This window comes from Dapis brunnea BLCC-M229 (assembly GCF_050015995.1).
In the GTDB taxonomy this organism is placed as follows: Bacteria; Cyanobacteriota; Cyanobacteriia; order Cyanobacteriales; family Microcoleaceae; genus Trichodesmium.
In genome coordinates this window covers 1-16,324 of record NZ_JBNHEP010000174.1, presented here as the reverse complement: position 1 = coordinate 16,324, position 16,324 = coordinate 1, and the positions used below count along the sequence as shown (strand labels likewise).

11 protein-coding genes and 2 pseudogenes are annotated in these 16,324 nt (G+C 32.7%); 7 read left to right on the top strand and 6 right to left on the bottom strand.

The genetic code is table 11. The features are described 5' to 3' along the window. Positions 1 to 83 precede the first annotated feature (83 nt). Positions 84 to 761 (top strand): annotated as a pseudogene (locus ACP6PM_RS20005) (sulfotransferase family 2 domain-containing protein). Between the two features lie 45 nt (positions 762 to 806). Next, positions 807 to 1,733, top strand: coding sequence for a sulfotransferase family protein (locus ACP6PM_RS20000; protein WP_426587697.1), 927 nt, complete (start codon positions 807 to 809; stop codon positions 1,731 to 1,733). A gap of 17 nt (positions 1,734 to 1,750) precedes the next feature. On the opposite strand, the pseudogene ACP6PM_RS19995 reads toward ACP6PM_RS20000, so the two are convergent. Beyond that, a pseudogene (locus ACP6PM_RS19995) lies at positions 1,751 to 2,677 on the bottom strand (IS1 family transposase). Positions 2,678 to 2,831: 154 nt separating this feature from the next. Here ACP6PM_RS19995 and ACP6PM_RS19990 point away from each other — a divergent pair. Together ACP6PM_RS19990 and ACP6PM_RS19985 are read left to right on the top strand one after the other, a co-directional pair. Further along, entirely contained in the window at positions 2,832 to 2,996 is a 165-nt protein-coding gene (locus ACP6PM_RS19990) for a hypothetical protein (RefSeq protein ID WP_426587696.1), read from the top strand. 132 nt (positions 2,997 to 3,128) lie between these two features. After that, complete coding sequence (locus tag ACP6PM_RS19985; protein WP_426587694.1) at positions 3,129 to 3,947, top strand: glycosyltransferase family 61 protein; 819 nt, start codon at positions 3,129 to 3,131, stop codon at positions 3,945 to 3,947. 122 nt (positions 3,948 to 4,069) lie between these two features. Here ACP6PM_RS19985 and ACP6PM_RS19980 read toward each other — a convergent pair whose 3' ends face one another. From ACP6PM_RS19980 to ACP6PM_RS19960, 5 genes are all read right to left on the bottom strand, one after another. After that, positions 4,070 to 4,990 carry a beta-1,6-N-acetylglucosaminyltransferase gene (locus tag ACP6PM_RS19980; RefSeq protein ID WP_426587693.1) on the bottom strand — a complete coding sequence of 307 codons (921 nt, stop codon included), beginning with the start codon at positions 4,988 to 4,990 and terminating at the stop codon, positions 4,070 to 4,072. An 18-nt stretch (positions 4,991 to 5,008) separates the two neighbouring features. After that, positions 5,009 to 6,001: a hypothetical protein gene (locus tag ACP6PM_RS19975; protein WP_426587691.1), complete on the bottom strand. Its 993-nt coding sequence runs from the start codon at positions 5,999 to 6,001 to the stop codon at positions 5,009 to 5,011. 400 nt (positions 6,002 to 6,401) lie between these two features. Beyond that, positions 6,402 to 7,391 (bottom strand): hypothetical protein, encoded by a 990-nt coding sequence (locus ACP6PM_RS19970; RefSeq protein WP_426587690.1) that lies wholly within the window; start codon positions 7,389 to 7,391, stop codon positions 6,402 to 6,404. 131 nt (positions 7,392 to 7,522) lie between these two features. After that, positions 7,523 to 8,434 (bottom strand): sulfotransferase, encoded by a 912-nt coding sequence (locus ACP6PM_RS19965; protein WP_426587688.1) that lies wholly within the window; start codon positions 8,432 to 8,434, stop codon positions 7,523 to 7,525. Positions 8,435 to 8,729: 295 nt separating this feature from the next. After that, positions 8,730 to 9,824 carry a glycosyltransferase family protein gene (locus ACP6PM_RS19960; RefSeq protein WP_426587686.1) on the bottom strand — a complete coding sequence of 365 codons (1,095 nt, stop codon included), beginning with the start codon at positions 9,822 to 9,824 and terminating at the stop codon, positions 8,730 to 8,732. Between the two features lie 923 nt (positions 9,825 to 10,747). Here ACP6PM_RS19960 and ACP6PM_RS19955 point away from each other — a divergent pair. The 3 genes from ACP6PM_RS19955 (at position 10,748) to ACP6PM_RS19945 (ending at position 14,647) form a co-directional block, all read left to right on the top strand. Further along, positions 10,748 to 11,737, top strand: a complete 990-nt coding sequence (locus ACP6PM_RS19955) for a glycosyltransferase family protein (RefSeq protein WP_426587684.1) — start codon at positions 10,748 to 10,750, stop codon at positions 11,735 to 11,737. Positions 11,738 to 12,194: 457 nt separating this feature from the next. Beyond that, positions 12,195 to 13,139 carry a hypothetical protein gene (locus tag ACP6PM_RS19950; protein ID WP_426587682.1) on the top strand — a complete coding sequence of 315 codons (945 nt, stop codon included), beginning with the start codon at positions 12,195 to 12,197 and terminating at the stop codon, positions 13,137 to 13,139. A 212-nt stretch (positions 13,140 to 13,351) separates the two neighbouring features. After that, positions 13,352 to 14,647 (top strand): glycosyltransferase, encoded by a 1,296-nt coding sequence (locus tag ACP6PM_RS19945; protein WP_426587681.1) that lies wholly within the window; start codon positions 13,352 to 13,354, stop codon positions 14,645 to 14,647. Positions 14,648 to 16,324 lie beyond the last annotated feature (1,677 nt).

Genomic DNA, 16,324 nt, shown 5'->3' with positions numbered 1-16,324 from the left:
CTCCCCATCTCCCCATCTCCCCATCTCCCCATCTCCCCATCTCCCCATCTCCCCACACTCCTGGTGCTTCCTTTACCATTACTATGCACCACCACCAATTTATTTTTGTTCATGTACAAAAAACAGCAGGACAAAGTTTGACAGAAACTTTAAAGAAAAATGTACCTGACTTAGAAAAACTTGTTACTCAGCATAAACATGGTTCTGCCATAACAGGTCGAGATATATTGGGAGTTGATAAATGGAATGAATATTATAAATTCGCCTTTGTGAGAAATCCTTGGGATAGATTAGTATCTTGGTATAGCATGATTTTAGGATTTTGTTTAGATGAAAAAATGAGCTAAAATTACTCTAATTATAATTGATGGCACAAAATTGTTAGAAACTACAGAAAATATCGATACCTTAATCGTCTAGATCACAGTAAGTTTTATGCTTATGTCTTGAAAAACTGCAATAGCTTTGAAGATTTTATCAAAAATAGTCACAGAGACAATATCAAGAATATGAGAAATCAATTAGACTATTTGGTGGATGAAGAGGGAAAAATAATAGTAGATTTTATTGGCAAATTTGAATCTTTAGAGAATGATTTTAATCAAGTTAAGAGCAACTTAAATTTATCACATCTAGAATTACCTCATGTCACACATAAACCCAAACACAGGAATTATCAAGAATATTATAATGATGAAATCCGTGAAATAGTTCAAGAAAGATATCATAAAGATATTAAGTATTTTAATTACAATTTTTAAGTTTTTGTTTCAGTATAAAAAAGCTAGGAAATGAATGAGGAGTAAATGACTAAAAAAGTTGTATCTATTATAGGTAGTGGTAGAACAGGTTCAACATTATTGATGTTGATTTTGGGCAGTCACCCTGAATGTTTTGCACTAGGAGAAATCAGTAAACTATATCGATATTATAACAAAAAGCAAGCTCTTTGTGGTATTTGTTCCGATACTTGCTCATTTTGGGAACAACAATTTACGAAAACAGAACTAGATAGATTAACTGCGGTTTTAGGTAACACTCGATTAAATCCATTAATTCCCCTTCAGTTAGAAAAAAAAGTTAGAGAAATTTTTCATCTAGATGGAGTATTTAATATCTATTCATCCATTTTCGAGAAACTATCTGAAACAGTTTTAATTGATTCGAGTAAAGAAGTTGATTGGGTAAAAGAACGATACAAAGCTAAAGAGTTTACTGCGGGAAAAATTCAAAATTATCTCATTCACATGGTTCGTGATGGTAGAGCTACTATGAGTTCAAAATTGAGAATTACTCCTGGACTTACAGCTACAGAATTTAGTCATCAATGGGCTAAAAGAATTAAAAAAACTAATGAATTTTTTGATAGGTTTCCTTCTGAACGTAAAATGGTTGTTCGTTACGAGAAATTTATTACAGAAAATCAGAAAACCTTACAAAATTTATGTCAGCTTTTACAGATCAAATATGTGCCAGAAATGGCTCAATATTGGAAACATGACCACCACCCTATTGCTGGAAATACAGGAACTCGTTCCTTAATTTTAAAGTATAGAAATGAAGAAGGTAGAGCAATTCAAAATCAGGTTCAACAACGTCAGGGAGATTACTATGAAAATATGGGTTTGAAGTTAAAGTTAGATTTACGTTGGCAGAAAGAGTTGTCATCAGAAAAACTAGAAATATTTGAGCGTATTGCGGGAGAAACCAATAAACCTTTTGAGTGGAATTAAAGAAATATGGTAGTGCATCAGCAAAGTGTGAGATAGGTAATCAGATAATTCCACTTCCAAGGAGCGATATAGCTGCCGCACTTGCTCCGCCAACGCCAACCCAGCTCTTTGGACAGCAGTATTGTTATTGCGACTATGAACCCAAATCCAATTCCAATTAAAGTAGGCGATACAGCTGAGGCCACGCTTCCCGTTTAATGTCGGCGACAACCGAAATGCCAACCTTACTGTTACCTCAGTTTGTTGCCAGAGCTTGCCAAATTTATTCTGTCGGCGATGCCATAGACCGATCTGCTGTCTGATAATTCCATTTGTCCGTTCCAATTGCTGTATCTGGTATTTACCAATGATGTGTTCTACTTCTGGGGGTATGAACTAGTCATACCCTCCCCAATCATTCAGTATGCCATTGTTTACAGCTAGTTTTTCCTTCTGTGTTGAAGATCAATTCCGTATGGGAAATGGTCAGTATGTTTACCGACTCTGGTACTTAGAATTAATCCACTCGATGATGCTTGAGTCATGCCAACCCAACAATCCCCTTCTGTTAATTCCTGAAACTGGCACTGTTTTTGTTTTTTTTAGACGAATGACCAAAACTCATCACTGGTGATTTGTAAGGTATCGATATTCTGGACATGAGCATTATGAATCATTTGTCCTTTTTCAGCAGCAGCTCTGAGTAAACTAACCACCGTATTATAAGCCAGATTCACTGTTCAACTTATCGCCTCTTAAACTACTACCCTCAAGGTGAGCCTGTAGAACCATACGCATTTGTTCCGGTTGAATTTTTCTACGAAGCGTACAGCGTGTCAAAAGTCTTGGTGAAAGTTTGTAGGCATTCAGGACAGTAATATCGTTGACTTCCTTTACTGGTTTTTCCATGATAGCCGAGTTTTCTGATGGCCACACAGAGGACATTCCATAATGATTGAAAGTATTTAGGGACAATAATCATCTTATCATTCCCACACTTTCGCACAGGCACTACCAGAAATATTTTGATAATTTCCTGAGAGAATTAAATACATAAAGAATATTGAAATTAAGATTATAGTGTTATGTCCAAATATAGATAAACTCAAAGGATAATTAATGTTTTTTTTACAAAAATCAATTAAGTGGAAAAATTCATTCCAAACAATTTTGCTGAAATTGTTAATTAAAACAATTTCAATTGATGCGTTGTCTAAAAGACAAAATTTACAAAAAATTTCTCCTATTTCAGAACAAGTTACTGCCACTCCAGAAATCAAATAAATGCGGTTGCTGGCTAATTAAAAACACTTAATCAATCAAAATTACTCTGTTCCAAATATTTACAGTGTTACTCTTGAAAAGGTAATTTATTGGTCTTCTAAATACAATCTTTTCTTTACAAATTCCCGTCAATTGATTGCTGATTCTCTGATATATGACAATCAACTAAAAAATATTAAAAAAATTAACTTAAAGTCCTTATATTTCAACAAACCTGAGAAGTTGCAAGGTACTTATAGTATTTTTAGAACATATAAATCTTATAAAAATTACTATCATTCTCTCATAGACAATATTCCACGACTCTATCTTCTTCATCAAGATGAGTATAGAAAAATTCCAGAAATTAAGCTATTAGTTTCTAGCGACTTAACATCATTAGAAGATTTCTACCTCAAAAAACTACTGCCAGAAAATGCTAAAATCTTTCTCGTAAAACCCAACAACTTTTATTTGTTAGAAAAACTGATATTTCCCAAATTATTGACAAGTTCTAATGCTGGTTATCTACCGTCAGAATATTTAGAATTTTTCATTAATAAAATTAAACCGAATAGAGAGAGAAATAAAATTAATCGCATTTTTATTTCTAGAAAAAATTCTTCTTATCGTCATATCCTCAATGAAGATGAAATACTAGATCGTTTAGCAATTCATGGATTAAAAAAATACTTTCTTGAAGAAATGTCAATTGCAGAACAAATAGAACTTTTTTATGATGCTGATTATGTAATAGGAGTACATGGAGCGGGGTTAGTTAACATAATTTTTTCCTCTCAAATCAATGTTTTAGAAATATTCCCTACCTCTTATGTAATTTCTCACTACTATTACCTTTCAAAATCTTTGAATCATATGTATAAATATTGGTGTTGTAATAGCAAAGGTGGAAAAGATGTTCCTAGTTTTATTGTAGATGCTGATGAACTGTTAAAAAAATTAAATCTTTAATGCAACTGTTTCTAGATGTTAGCTAGGCTAAATCATTAGATATTTAGGGTTGATTTTGGCACTAATTTAAGAATGAAAATATTAGCTAAAAATTAGTTGACCGCTTTAGAAAGATACTCCTCTTAACTTGATAATATGCTATTATCTAAGATATCTAAAATTTCACTATCTACCTCTGGGTCAAACTTTCTAGCAAAATGAAAATCACCATTAGTTATTTGTGAATATTCATCCTTAGTAATTATTAGTGGATGGCCTCCTCCTCTTCCCGAAAATTTGAAATAACGCTTATTATCGTTACAAAGATTAAATAAGCCACTATTAACTAATATTGTTTGAATAAATGATTCATCAGGAGCAATTGTTTTTTTTAAATAGCTGACAAATTCTGGATTTTCATCCACAAATTTTTTAATGTACAATACACATTTTCTAGATAGAGTTTGCCATTGATATCCACGATAACAAATGAATTTTTCATTAAATGGTGTGGATTTAGCTGCAATTCCAATTACTGAACCGTATGCAGGATAAAATTTAAAAGGGGTATATTTTTGTATTAATGTTCTATATTTTATTATTATTTGGAATAACCATTGAAGGGAGTCAGGTAATCGATAGTATTGGTGAAGATAACGCATCATATTATTTTCAGGAAAGCGTTCTGATATATCCCAATACTTAATAAATCCATCGTATTCCGTTTTTTTCAAAAATGATTCTATATTAGCAGGAGACTCAGTTAGGTAATCTTGCCCAGAAATATAAATTAACCAATCAAAATCATCATTACGATCGCATAACCAGTTAATTGCATTGAGATAAGGTCTTATTAAAGAAAAATCTCCTCGAATGGATTTCTTTTTTCCTGGTAATAAATGGATGTTTGATAATTTTTCGAGTGGTGTAATATCTAGTTTGTTACTGGTGAAATCATGACCAATAATAATTTGTGCGTCAGGTTTTGATTTCTTAATAGTTCTGACCAACCTGTAAATCTGTTCTGGGTTTTTATGAGTTTGAATAAAGTATGAAACTTTCATATTTATTAAGTTCTGAATTTAAAGATATATCCTCAAATTTGTTGGGATTAATTTACGTTTCAACGCCTCCAGTTTAATTGATAAATAACACTTCTGCCAATATAATTGCTGAGATAATTGAGAAGAACGACACCAAAGCTGGTACTTAGGAACAGCAGTATTAGTTAGAAAACTACGCCATTGCATTAAAACATTTTGAGGGTCAACTTCCTGCGCACGAATTTGACTATTTTCTCTAACTTTTTGACACAATTGAGGATTATCTTTAAGACGCTTCAAAACATTAATAGCATCATCTATAGAACTAACCTCAAAATAATCAAACTCATTTTTTCTTTCTGACTGAAAAGCTGATTCTTTTCCTAAAATTGCAGGTACACCAGCGTGCCAAGCATTATAAAGTTTAGTAGCTGGTTTTTGGGTATAATCTTGCTGTTGAAAATTACGAACAGCCACAATAGCATCAATATTACTATAATCATGCCAGCGATTTTTAGGGATAATTTGCCAATTTAACCCTAACTCTTCTAATTGTTTTGACCAAGAAGTAGCCTTTATTTCTCGCGCTAAATTATGGCTAATGCCAAAATAACCTATATTCTCAAAGCGGTCGCCCCTTTCAGGATGACGGGGAATTAATCCTGGTTGTCTCCATAGGGGTATGTAATAACTATTTTTCAAATTTTTGGCATCTTGAGGATTTTGGACAACTTGCAACTGAGCATAAGGATGAGAATTTCGATCTGGTTTAATACAAACCATTAAAACCTTTGGCGTTGGTCTTAGTCCGTAAGGAAAAGAATCTCGATGAGCTATAACAATTCCTTCATCTGGTATAGTTCCAACTAAGCTACAAGGAAATCCATCTGCTTTAAGATAAAGATAGGTTTGTAAAGTCCAACAGTATATTCCTTTGCCAAATTGTTCCCAGTAAACATCTGGTTGTTCTGGCATATTGTCTAACCAATCTTTTTGGGGAAGATAAAAATATATTGGGGGTAAATCACTCATTTTAGTTATTAGTTATCACTACCTCTAATAAGTAGGGAGGTTTAAGACTTTATTAGTTTGGTAAGATTAATAAATTAATCTTTAATTTTGGTAAATTTTTAATCATTTTGATAAATCTCTACCAATTAAATCTTGAAACTTTAAATATATCTTCCTGGTAGTCATAAATTTTTGCTTTCTCATATTTAGAGACAGTTTTGATTTACCTAAATCTTTATTTTTGAGAACCTCACTTCAAGCAATAGGGAGGCTAGAGACTCTATTTTTGGATCATCAAAATAAATTTGAATTACTGCTATTGATTATATCAATCATTGTTTGCAATACTAATTTAACCTACTTTTACACTTTATCTCTAAATTAATCAATTGTTTTTATTTCCTGTTTTTGATAGGAATAATTACTGAGATCGGAAACCAGAAATACGGTTTTTTAAGCTATTAAGTCTAATATTCAAAAAACATTTTTGTAAATAGATAGATTTTCTCCAAGATGATAAACTACACCAACGTTTGTATTCAGGTATAGCAACATCTTTAAGAAAATCACGCCATTGTTTAACAGTATTTTGAGGGGCAGTTTCCTGCGATCGATATTTACCATTTTCTCTCATTTTTTGACACAATTGAGGATCGTCTTTCAGACACTTCAACACAGTAATAGCATCATCAACGGAACCAACCTCAAAATAGTCAAACTCACTTTTTCTTTCTGACTGAAAAGCTGATTCTTGTCCTAAAATTGCAGGTACACCAGCGTGCCAAGCATTACAAAGTTTAGTAGCTGGTTTATCAGTATAATCTTGCTTTTGAAAATTACGAACAGCTACAATAGCATCAATATTACTATAATCATGCCAACGATTTTGAGGCATAATTTCCCAACTTAACCCTAACTCTTCTAATTGTTTTGACCAGGAAGTTGCCTTTAATTCTGGCGCTAAATTATGACTAACGCCAAAATAACCAATATTTTCAAAGCAATCACCTCTTTCAGGATGACGAGGAATTAATCCTGGTTGTATCCAATGAGACATATAGTAAGAATTTTTGGAATTACTATCTTGACGATTTTGTACAATCTGTAACTGAGCATAAGGATGAGGATTTCTATCTGGTTTTATACATATCATTAATACTTTTTCTGTAGGTCTAAGCTCATAGGGAAAAGAATCTCGATGAGCTATAACAATTCCTTCATGTGGTATAGCTTTTACTAACTCACAGGGAAAACCATCTGCTTTAAGATAGAGATAGGTTTGCGCTGTCCAAATAAATATTCCTTTGTCAAAACCATCCCAAAAAATACCTGGACGCTCCGGTATATCATCTCGCCACTCAGATTCAGGAATATAAAAATAAATTGGTGGTAAGTCTGTCATATCCGTCATATCAACTAACTAATAAGTAAATTGGCAGAATTAATTTAACATTTAGAGAAATTTGCAATATATAAAGCAAAGAAAGATTAATTAATAGCCAATTTCAAAATACAAAAATAATTTTGCACAACTAGATTATTCTAAACCTCTAACCATTTTGACAAATCTCTACCGATTAAATCCTGAAGTTTTAATATATCTTCCCGATATTCTGCAATTAATTGCTTTCTAATTTTTGGAGATAATTTTGGTTTACCTAAATTCTTCTTTTTGAGAACCCCTGCTATTTTTTTCCGAATTCCCATCGGCATAAATAATTTCAAACTATCTTTAATTGGATTCGGACGATTTAGTAAACTATTAAGAGTTTGATTTTTGGGTACTTTGGTAGGATTATGTACTTTAGCCACATTTAAAACAAAAGTATCATCTACTCCCAAAAATTTAAAGATATCTTGAGTTAAAGCAATAGGGTCTTTTCTAATATCTTCGTACAAACAAACCTTAATTTTACTAGCAGGAAATAGATCGAAATAACGCTTGAGTTGGAGATAATAAAAACCTCGACGTTTATGATGCCATTGAAAACTCCAATTATTCTCTACTCGCCAATCTTCTTGTTCTAGTGTTTTCTTAAAATCAGGTTCCGGTTCTCTACCATTACTTAGAGAAAATAAAAAGTGAGAAAAAGCTCTTTCTGCTGGGTCTCTAAGAATAGCAATTATTTTAGCATCAGGTATATAGTTATGTATTCGCTGTGGAGCTTTTTCACTATATATATATGAAGTAGAAGCTTCCCCAATTGCTATTTCATCTGTCACTCCAGTAAATAATTCTTGGTAGCTTTCTAAATCCGTAATTGCATTCCCCATAAAATGAATACCATTCGGACCTATACGTTCTTTACTTTCTCCTTCTAAAGTAAAAAAATCAGGTTCTTTTTGGTCTCTAGAAGCTGGCATATAAATTTGAGGATGTTGCTTCAGATAATAATAAAGAGAAGAAGTACCAGACTTAGCAGCACCTATTAATAAAAAATTTGGCATTATCATTTCAGTTATCAGTTATTAGTTATTAGTTATTAGTTATCAGTTATCAGTTATCAGTTATTACTACCAACCTTTGAAGCATACAGCTTGAAATACCTATGGCGAATATTTTTTTTCATCCTCTATCGAAGGCTATACTTTATAAACATCTTTACTTAACATAAAACTTGATAAAAGTAGAGAAGTTCTGTATTTGCCATTCAATCGATATTTCACGAGAGTAAACGTATTTAATTAGATACTTTTCTCCCCCCATCACCCCATCACCCCATCACCCCATCTATTTTTTAATACCTCCTTATGATATTTTACTTAACCACAACTTCGCTACATTTTCCCAGGTTTCATCTTTCACTAACTCAACATTTTTTTGTCGGAGTTCTTGAATGTGTTCTGGATTTTTTAGTAGTTCTATTATTTGATAAGCTAATGCTTCTTGAGTTTCTTTTTCGCAAGGGTTGCCTGGTACTTTCACACAATAATTTTTGTCTGTTAATCCTGCATAATCTGTTGTTACTGGTACTGCTCCAACTAAGGCAGATTCCCGGACTGTATTACAATCTAATTCTTTAAAAGTACAACCATAATAATGAATAGATGAAGTTGATTTTTCTTCCATTAGTTGTTCTCGTCCGGCTTTTCCACGTTCAGTTACTCCTGGTTGTGCCATTAGTTTTAACATTTTTTCTTTCCAATCCGGTTCTACTTTACTACTCCAACCATAGTAAATATTCAGTTCTGCTGATGGAATTTCTTTTTTAATAATCGGCCAGCCAAATTCTAACATTCTTTCTAGCCCTCTAATGTAATTAGAAGCATAGATAATTTTATGAAGCTCTTTAGGATTTTCATAGAGCGATGAAAAAGATGGTTCTATTCCATTAGGGATAATAGCAATTTTATTGTCAGGTATTTCTGGAAGTAAAGAACGGTGATAATTGTTTTTACAAAAAATTTTATCGTAGTGCTTTAACTTTTCATAAGTTACTTCCCTAGGCAGCAATACCGAACCCAAATCTAGCCATACTCTTTTAGCTTTAATGGGAAACTTAATTCTCCAGGCAAATTGCCACATAATTAAAGTATCAAAACTATCGTAAGGATTAAATTTTGAATAGTGATTATATTCTACTCCATCATAGACACCTTCTTTATTGCCACAGTTATTATAGACAGCAACCTTATAACCTAACTTTACCCATTCTCTGCCCAGAAAAACTATTCTAGCATCAGCACCTCCTAATCCAGTTTTCAAACTTTCCGGAGACCATTCATAAGGAGTGTGACCAGTGTAGTAAACAATAGAATTTTCTGACCATACTTTAGGTGTTATTCTTTGTTTTAATCCAATTAACTTAGAATTAAAATTATTCAGTAGTTTATTAATTACCACAGTTAATTACTCCCAGTAAATTTTTCTATTTTCCTTGTTCTGTTAACACAAACATTCATCCTATTCAAGATTATATTTGGTAGATTTCCCAAGTTCTCTAGAAGATACCTGTCACATCCAGTGGAAAAATTACTTTTTTCATTGATCATACTTTATTTATTAGATAACGTTAATTTAGAGTAAAACTTAGTATTTGAGTATTCAAGGAAATTGGATTAAAACTGTAATCATAACCATCCTTTTGATGTACAAAAATCAATCTATTTATTGATTGACAGATATTTTATTTCCATCTGTCCATCTATTAAGGATAGTTGCCATGCCACTAATTTTCCTTTTATGGTATTAGTTGAAATTCATCCATCATCATTCTTGACAGATAAACTATACTATGCTTTCCCATCTAGTTTTAATCTTTGTAACTGACAATCTGCCTGAGAACTTGTTCTACAGTTTTGTGATACGATCTTAACATGGAAATGGGTGTGTTCAAGGATTATTTTTCTTATAGTATAAGATTACTAGACAGTGCGAAGTTCTTTGAATAACTATTGCTAGCTAAGGCTTTCAGCAACTCAAGCTTAGAAACTATCCATTCATACCTGTAGGTGCTGTAAGCCCTTTCCAGTAAGACTTTCAGTCAGATAAGCAAATCGTTTTTTAGCAGAACTTTGTACTCTCCAGTAAGATTATGTTAATGAATTATCTGAAAAATTAAGTCTTATACTATAGTCGAAAAAAAAGCTAAAATCTCCTTACAGAGTTATTACTTTATTTTATTGTGTGTACCTAAATATATTATGCTAACACATCTCAAAAAGTGGCTCAAATCTAAAATCCCCTTCACCAAGGATTTAACTAAAAAACTAAGTGCTAAAAAATGGCCTGACAAGTCAATTGTATATTATCTAGGAAAGCGTTTTTTGGTACTAGAATCAGATATTAAAACTAAGGGTGCTAGTGGTTCAGATAGTGCAGTATTCTTTTTGACTAGAGAATGGATCAAGCAAGGTTATGATGTTACTGTTTTCACTAATTGTGAAGATAAAGAGGGTATTTATGGAGGAGTTAAGTATGTTAACTATGAAAAAATTAACTGGTACGATACTTTTGATACTTTCATTATGTGGCGACATCCTAAGATGTTACCTTCTTATGTTAAAGCCAAAAGAATCTGGTTTGATTGGCACGATGTAGTTACATTTGAACCTATATATTTAAACCCCTATAATAAAATTTTTGTCAAAAGTTATTATCAACGTAACCTATTACCAGAACTACCCGATAATAAGTTTGCAATTATTAATAATGGCGCAGATTCTTCTATTTTAGAGCTTACTAAAAACCAAAAACAACCCTATAAATTAGTATATGCTTCCAGGTACTATCGAGGTTTAGAATTTATGCTGACCTGGGGATGGCAGATTATTAAAAGAGAAATTCCAGAGGCGGAACTTAATATTTACTATGGATGGACTAAGCGTGATAGTACTGAAAAACAAATTCCTTGGAAACAGAAAATGATGGAATTAATGCAGCAGCAAGGAGTAATAGAGCATGGTAGTATCGGACACAACCAATTAATGTATGAAAAGTCTACTTCAGTAATTCATTATTATGGGTGTTCGTATGGAGAAATAGATTGTATTTCATTGCGAGAGTCGGCAATGGTAGGGTGCGTTCCTGTTACTACTAATTATGCAGCGATTAAGGAAAAAGATTATTGTATAAAAGTAGATGGCGATCCACAGGCAAAAGAAACTCAAGAGGCTTTAGCTTATAGAATTGTAGAGCTTTTAAAGAATCCTCAAGAGTTAGAAACTATCAGGGAAGAAATTCAAGAAAAAGTCAAAAATGAAACTTGGGAACACGTAGCACCATTATGGTTGAAAAATATTGATTCATATAATTAGATATCCCTAGAAATTATATAAGGTTTTTGTCAAACCATTCTATGAGACCTTATATGCAATAGACTTCTTGCAGAAGTCAGGGAATAGGGAATAGGGATATAGAGGGATGAAATTGTTGATTTCATATCTTGCAATTGATTTAATTAAAATTTTTGAAATTGGTATAATATGCCTGGATTAGCTGTGGTAAGCATTGCAGCGTTTTTTAGTGCCAAATATGCTGAAAATTTCTTCTCTTTTGCCTCTTGTCTTTTGCCTACCTCTGTAATAAATTTTATCCTTTTTCGGAGATATTTATTGAAAGAAAATCAAGATTATATAATGAAATGTGAGATAATTTTTCTCAGGAATACCTTTCATATTACCCTGACTGAAATTATATTTCAGGGTAGTAAAAATAAGTCAAGTGAAACTTTTTCATATTCTGTCTGGTAGTTTTAATAAGGAGGCATAATTAATGTTATCTAACACCTGTTCACTCTCAATTTTGGTAGCAAGAACAGACATACCTTTTATGATGCATACGATTCCTCATCTAGTTAGAATGAGTAATTTTAATTTTATTCAAAAAGTGTTGTGTATGGATACAGCACCTCTATCTGGAGATAAAGTTATGCGTCCTGGTGTTGGTACTCTAAGTGAATTGAGAGATTGCTGCAGGAAACTGATAAGTGAAGGTATTGTAGATAAAGTTGTGGATATTAACTATGACAAAACTTATCAAAAACAAATGTACCAAAAGCATTTTGGTAATCGGATTAAACCCACCCATAACTATAGAGGTTATCCGATCTTGGGGTCAATTTTTCACATAGAATCTGTACCAGGAGATTATATGTTGCACTATGACAGTGATATGCTTCTACATCAACAACCAGACTATAGTTGGATAGACGAAGGTATCAAGTTAATGGAGCAACATCCGGAAATAATGGCAATTAGACCATTGACAGGACCGCCAACTGAAGATGGTACTATGTACCAACAAAATAAGTCTCTAAAACCAGAAGCAGGGGGGTTCTATAAATTTCAATTTTTCAGCAGTAGAGTTTATCTGATTAACCGTAAACGCTTTGACAAGTTACTGCCATTGCCCATTTTGTGGCGTTCTTACAAGAACAAATTTCTTAATCGACTACCGCTAAGTCTAAAAACCCTCTTAAACTACTATACTGGCAAAGGCAAGTTGGATTCTTGGGAGGTTATGGTATCTATGCAGTTAGAGAAAACTAACTATATACGAGCAACTATGAGCTCACCCAAAGCATGGACAATTCATCCTAAAGACCGAAGTCCAGAATTTATCGGAGCTTTGCCAAATATTATCGAAAAAATAGAGCAAGGATGGTATCCACCGGAGCAAGCTGGACATTATGACTTTATTTCAAAATATTGGCTTTGAGCGAACAAAGTTAACGGAAAAATTGAGTTTTTGCCCTGTCTTTCTCAGGGAGCTTTATGTTATGTAACTTAAACCAACATGGAAATTTAGCTCCCTTTTAAACTCTATAATCATAAATTTACTATTTAAAGATATTTTGGCAAAACGTCATAATAATTAGTTGAGTTGCTAATCAATTTGGGGTAGAAAAAATATTAAATTTTGGAGCAACCATGAAACTGATACTTCCTATAGAATTTTATCGTAAAGGTGGAGTAGAACGGGTAATTTGTGGAACAGTAGAAGAATGGATTGAAATTGAGGAAGTAGAAGAAATAATATTAATTTTGCAAAAAAAAGATATTCCTCATTTTCAAGAAAAGTTGCCGAAATCTCCAATAATTAAATACGAATCATTTACATTACCCTCTAAATCTTTACAATCTGGAATACTTTCTATAATTAAGAAGTTTTCGTCTTTATCAAGTAATTTTAAGGCGAAAAAAGTTAAAAGGTTTTTTAAGCGTCTCAGTCGTAAATATCAGAGTCAGTTGAGTATCAGATATTTAGCTAATCGTTATCAAGCTACTCATTGCTTGTACTTTTTAGCTAATCAATTAACTCCACCCGATCTTGATATTCCTTTAGCAATGGTCACCCATGATGTATTCTGGAGATTTGCTCCTCTAAGTTATCCAGAATCTTATGTCAGGAAATATGATTTAAGTCTATTGGAATGGCTGAAGAAGGTTAATATTGTTTTTACCGTTTCTGAAAAAACTCGCCAAGATATTATCTCGGTTTTTCCAGAGTTTACTAGCAAGATTATTACTATAGCTAATTCAGGTTTTCCTACTAAGTCAAATGCTTCACAAAGGTTATTGGGTTTGGCAGAAAATTCCCATGAATCTATTGGCGACTTGCCAATTTTTTATTTGCCTTCTTCTTTTGGTGTTTACAAAGACCACTTAACTTTACTAAAAGCTGGGATAAAACTTGCCCAGAAAAACCTGAAGTTTAAAATAGTTTTGATTGGTAAGGAGACTGATAATTTGATTGCTGGAAAAATTACTTTATCTCAGCAAAAGAAAAGTCAAGAATATATTGATTATGTGGATCAATGTCAGGAAATATCTCAGAATAATCAAAATATAATGCAGGAATATTTTGAGGGGTTAGGATATTGTTCGGATGAAGATGTGGAAAAATGGTATAGGAATTCTTCTTGTGTAGTTTTTCCTTCTAAATATGAAGGTTTTGGTTTAGCTTTATCGGAGGCAGTTGTTAGAGGAATACCTGCTATTGTGTCAGATTTAGAAGTTTTTCGAGAGCAGGTAGATCTTTATAAATGTAGCGACCTAGTAGATTTTTTCCCAATTGGTGATGTGGATGCTTTAGCAAATTGTATGGAAAAATTCATTTTCAATCCTCGGAAGAGGTTATCTGCTGAAGAAATAGATACACGCTTTTCTCATTGGACTTGGAGAGAGACTGCTAAAGAGTATGTTCGTCTTTTAGGAGAGTTGTAAAAAGTTTAATGCTAAGTTGAATTTTCAAAAGCAATAAAATTGAGTGGTGGAGCTCAACTATAAATTAAGGGAATAGCAAAAAATAAATTATCAGATTTTTGAACTAGACTTATTTATTTCGCTGCCTAATTTCCCTACTGAGTACTGACGTTGCATGCAACGTCCCTACCTGCTCCCTACTCCATAAATTCCGGGTAATTGTATGTTTTTTTATTTGGAAGTCCCTAAGTGGTATTTACCCACCCCACTCAGAAGTTAAGTATCAAAATTTAACTAAGATGTTTGAGTGAAACCAATAGTCTGCTTAGAAGGCGATCGCTCACTGCTCGATCTAAAATCTAGTAACTAAGACGTTGTAGTTAAGTCAAAGTATATAGTCAGTTTTCTCCCAGGACTAAAAAGTAGGCTGTTAAGTTGAATTTTCAAAATAAATTTTACCTACCCCAGTCAGAAGTTAAGTGTCAAAATTTAACTAAGACGTTTGAGTTAAACTAATAGTCTGCTCAGGAGGGGAGCGCTCAAAGCTCGATCTAAAATCTCATAACTAAGACGTTGTAGTTTAATCAAAGTATATAGTTACCTTAGAAGGTTATCGCTCAAAGCTTTATCTAAAATCTTATAACTAAGACGTTGTAGTTGAATCAAAGTACATAGTCAGTTTTCTCCTAGGACTAAAAAGTAGGCTGTTAAGTTGAATTTTAAAAATAAATTTTCCCTACCCGAATCAGAAGTTAAGTGTCAAAATTTAACTAAGACGTTTGGGTTGAAGCAATAGTCTTCTCAGTCGGCGATCGCTCACAGCTTTATCTAAAGTCTTATAACTAAGACGTTGTAGTTAAGTCCAAATATATAGTTAATAGTTAGTAGAAGGGCGATCGCTCACTGCTCGATCTAAAATCTAGTAACTAAGACGTTATAGTTTCAATCAAAGTATATAGTTAGTTTTTTCCCAGGACTAATAACTTAGCTGTTAAATTTAATTTTCAAAATATATTTTGCTGACCAGAGTCAGAACCTAAGTGTCAAAATTTAACTAAGACGTTTGAGTTAAACCAATAGTCTCCTCAGTAGGCGATCGCTCAAATCTTTATCTAAAATCTAGTAACTAAGACGTTATAGTTTCAATCAAAGTATATAGTTAATTTTTTCCCAGGACTAATAACTTAGCTGTTAAATTTAATTTTCAAAATATATTTTGCTGACCAGAGTCAGAACCTAAGTGTCAAAATTTAACTAAGACGTTTGAGTTAAACCAATAGTCTCCTCAGTAGGCGATCGCTCAAATCTTTATCTAAAATCTAGTAACTAAGACGTTGTAGTTATATAAAAATATATAGTTAGTTTTCTGGTGGAACCAAACAGTTGTTTGTTAAGTTGAATTTTCAAAAGCAATAAAATTGAGTGATGAATCTCAACTTAGAAGTTAAGTGTCAAATTAACTAAGACGTTTGAGTTAAAGCAATAGTCTGCTCAGTCGGCGATCGCTCACAGCTCGATCTAAAATCTAGTAACTAAGACGTTATAGTTTCAATCAAAGTATATAGTTAGTTTTTTCCCAGGACTAATAACTTAGCTGTTAAATTTAATTTTCAAAATATATTTTGCTGACCAGAGTCAGAACCTAAGTGTCAAAATTTAACTAAGACGTTTGAGTTAAACCAATAGTCTCCTCAGGAA

Bases quoted from the DNA above. Each gene is read 5' to 3' on its own strand.
- ACP6PM_RS19990 (WP_426587696.1), top strand. From the start codon at position 2,832: ATGTTTTTTTTACAAAAATCAATTAAGTGGAAAAATTCATTCCAAACA.
- ACP6PM_RS19945 (WP_426587681.1), top strand. From the start codon at position 13,352: ATGAAACTGATACTTCCTATAGAATTTTATCGTAAAGGTGGAGTAGAA.
- ACP6PM_RS19980 (WP_426587693.1), bottom strand. From the start codon at position 4,990: ATGAAAGTTTCATACTTTATTCAAACTCATAAAAACCCAGAACAGATT.
- ACP6PM_RS19970 (WP_426587690.1), bottom strand. From the start codon at position 7,391: ATGACGGATATGACAGACTTACCACCAATTTATTTTTATATTCCTGAA.
- ACP6PM_RS19950 (WP_426587682.1), top strand. From the start codon at position 12,195: ATGTTATCTAACACCTGTTCACTCTCAATTTTGGTAGCAAGAACAGAC.
- ACP6PM_RS19965 (WP_426587688.1), bottom strand. From the start codon at position 8,434: ATGATAATGCCAAATTTTTTATTAATAGGTGCTGCTAAGTCTGGTACT.
- ACP6PM_RS19975 (WP_426587691.1), bottom strand. From the start codon at position 6,001: ATGAGTGATTTACCCCCAATATATTTTTATCTTCCCCAAAAAGATTGG.
- ACP6PM_RS20000 (WP_426587697.1), top strand. From the start codon at position 807: ATGACTAAAAAAGTTGTATCTATTATAGGTAGTGGTAGAACAGGTTCA.